The organism is Herminiimonas sp. (genome assembly GCF_030645555.1).
Lineage (GTDB): Bacteria > Pseudomonadota > Gammaproteobacteria > Burkholderiales > Burkholderiaceae_D > Oxalicibacterium.
Map to the genome: position 1 here is coordinate 1 of NZ_JAUSME010000202.1, position 2,824 is coordinate 2,824.

3 protein-coding genes are annotated in these 2,824 nt (G+C 55.5%); 1 reads left to right on the forward strand and 2 read right to left on the reverse strand.

Going from position 1 to position 2,824, the window contains the following annotated elements; translation table 11 throughout:
* Together Q7T06_RS07830 and Q7T06_RS07835 are read right to left on the reverse strand one after the other, a co-directional pair.
* Positions 1–721: homoserine dehydrogenase (locus Q7T06_RS07830; RefSeq protein WP_304783003.1), on the reverse strand; the 721-nt coding region annotated here is incomplete at its 3' end.
* A gap of 77 nt (positions 722–798) precedes the next feature.
* Positions 799–2,022, reverse strand: a complete 1,224-nt coding sequence (locus Q7T06_RS07835; protein WP_304783006.1) for a pyridoxal phosphate-dependent aminotransferase — start codon at positions 2,020–2,022, stop codon at positions 799–801.
* A gap of 286 nt (positions 2,023–2,308) precedes the next feature.
* Between Q7T06_RS07835 and Q7T06_RS07840 the strand changes: the two genes are divergently transcribed.
* Entirely contained in the window at positions 2,309–2,683 is a 375-nt protein-coding gene (locus tag Q7T06_RS07840) for an Mth938-like domain-containing protein (RefSeq protein WP_304783009.1), read from the forward strand.
* The last annotated feature ends 141 nt before the right edge of the window (positions 2,684–2,824 follow it).

A 2,824-nucleotide genomic window follows, 5' to 3' on the forward strand; every position in this document is an offset into this window, starting at 1 on the left:
GTTCTGCATAGCGGATATCGACTGCTTCCAGCTTGGTGATACCTTCGATATGCGCCTTGTCGAACTGCACCGGGATGCCGAAAGCGATCGCCGCCATCAAGGTTGCCTTGTGTGCGGCGTCTATGCCTTCGATATCGAAGGTCGGGTCGGCTTCCGCGTAACCGAGGCGTTGCGCTTCCTGCAAAACGGTATCGAAATCCGAACCCTTGTCGCGCATTTCGGACAGGATAAAATTGGTGGTGCCATTGATGATGCCGGCTATCCATTCGATGCGGTTGGCGGTCAAACCTTCGCGCAGCGCCTTGATGATCGGAATGCCGCCGGCAACCGCTGCCTCGTAGGCAACCATCACGCCTTTTTCCTGCGCCGCCTTGAAGATTTCATCGCCACAGGTTGCCAGCAAGGCCTTGTTTGCAGTCACGACATGCTTGCCGTTGGCGATCGCCTTCAAGACCAGGTCCTTGGCCACGCCGTAGCCACCGATCAATTCAATCACGATATCGATCTCGGGATTGGTGACCACCAGGTTGCCGTCACTGACGACTTCGCACTGGTTGCCGACCAGCGCTTTGGCGCGCGCGACATCCAGATCTGCCACCATCACGATTTCTATGCCGCGACCGGCGCGGCGGGAAATTTCTTCCTGGTTGCGCTTGAGTACATTGAATGTGCCTGCACCGACGGTGCCGATCCCTAACAAGCCTACTTTGATGGATTTCATAATTTCTGTGTAAATGAGGTCGGATGAAACATGCGCGCGCCGGGCAGGCGCGCGCGAGGACTAAAATGGCGGCCGCTTCAGCCCACGCGTTTGCGATAGCCTTCGAGGAAATGCGCGATCCGGCCTATCGCCAGCGTCAAGTCATCGGAGTTCGGCAGGAATACTACCCTGAAATGATCAGTGGTCGGGCAGTTGAAACCGGTACCCTGCACGATCAGCACGCTCTCTTCGGCCAGCAATTCATAGGCAAAATCCTGATCGTTCTTGATCGGATACATCTTCGGATCGAGCCGCGGGAACATGTACAGGGCCGACTTCGGCTTGACGCAGGTCACGCCGGGGATATCGGTCAGCAGCTTGTGCGCCAGATCGCGCTGCCGCAACAGGCGTCCGCCCGGGCCGACCAGGTCGTCTATGCTCTGGTAACCACCCAGCGCAGTCTGGATTGCATACTGCCCCGGCGCATTCGCACACAGGCGCATCGAAGCCAGCATGTTCAAGCCTTCGATGTAATCCTGGGCGTGGCGCTTCTCACCCGAGACGATCATCCAGCCGGCGCGATAACCGCAGGCGCGATAGTTTTTGGACAAGCCGTTGAAGGTAATAAAGAGCACGTCATCGGCCAGCGAAGCGATGGACACGTGCTTGGCGCCGTCGTACAACACCTTGTCGTAAATCTCATCGGCGAAGATGATCAACTGGTGTTCGCGCGCGAGGTCGACGATCTGCTGCAGCAATTCGACCGGGTACAAGGCGCCGGTAGGATTGTTCGGATTGATGACGACGATCGCCTTGGTGTTCGAATTGATCTTCTTCTTGATGTCTGCGATATCCGGGTACCACTCTGCCTGCTCGTCGCAGATGTAATGCACGGGTGTGCCGCCGGACAGGCTGACCGCAGCCGTCCACAAGGGATAATCGGGCGATGGCACCAGCACTTCATCGCCGGTATTGAGCAGCGCGTTCATGCTCATGACGATCAGCTCCGAAGCGCCGTTGCCGAGATAGATATCGTCTATCGTCACGCCGGTGATTTTCTTTTCCTGCGTGTACTGCATGATCGCCTTGCGCGGCGCGAACATGCCTTTTGAATCGGTATAACCCGATGCATTCGACATATTGCGTATCATGTCCTGCACGATTTCGTCGGGCGCATCGAAACCGAAGGTGGCCAGATTGCCGATGTTGAGCTTGATGATCTTGTGACCGTCTTCCTCCATCTGCCGCGCCTTTTCCAGCACGGGCCCACGAATATCGTAGCAAACATCATCCAGTTTTTTCGATTTTTGAATCGGTCGCACAGCTACTGTTCCTTGTGATTTTCAGAGCCTGTTCAAAGATGAACAGGCTCTAATGAAACGCCAGCCCTTCGCAGCCATCGATCCAGGATCGGCGGCAGGAAACCGGGCGTAAAGTGACGGTTGCAATGTTGCACCGCGAAAGAGATCCATTTTGCCGAAAGCAGGCGATTTTATCAATCGATAAAGCCGGATTTAAGGCTGAAAACGTTACAATAAGCGTTCTTTATCTTCTAACTATCGGAAATACGCCACCGCGATCCCGATTTACATTCCGGCCCATACCGTCATGAAGCTGCACAGCACCCTTACCCAGCAATATCAGACTGTTACCTCTTACGATGAAAACGGGGTTGAAATCAACCTGATCCCTTACGACTACAGCTTGATAGTCTTGCCCGAAATCAGCCCTGCTGCGTGGCCGGTGACTTCCTTCGATGCCTTGACGACCGAGCATTTTGAACAGATCAATGCGATCACGCCGGATGTCGTCATACTCGGCACCGGCGCACGCCAGCGTTTCATACACCCGCGTTTGACGGCGTCCCTGACGGCGCGGCGCATAGGCGTCGAATGCATGGATAATCAAGCCGCCTGCCGCACCTACAATATCCTGATGGCGGAAGGCCGCAAGGTTGCGCTGGCGCTGATATTCGAAGCTTGAATTCGAGCTTAAATTTGAAGCCTGGACTCCAGGCTGCATCCCGACAAAACCTCGCCACCCATGCCGCTGACATGCAGCTCGCATGCGCAAACACATGCACCGAATACGTGCGCAACTGAAGTTTGCCCGCCAGGACAAACA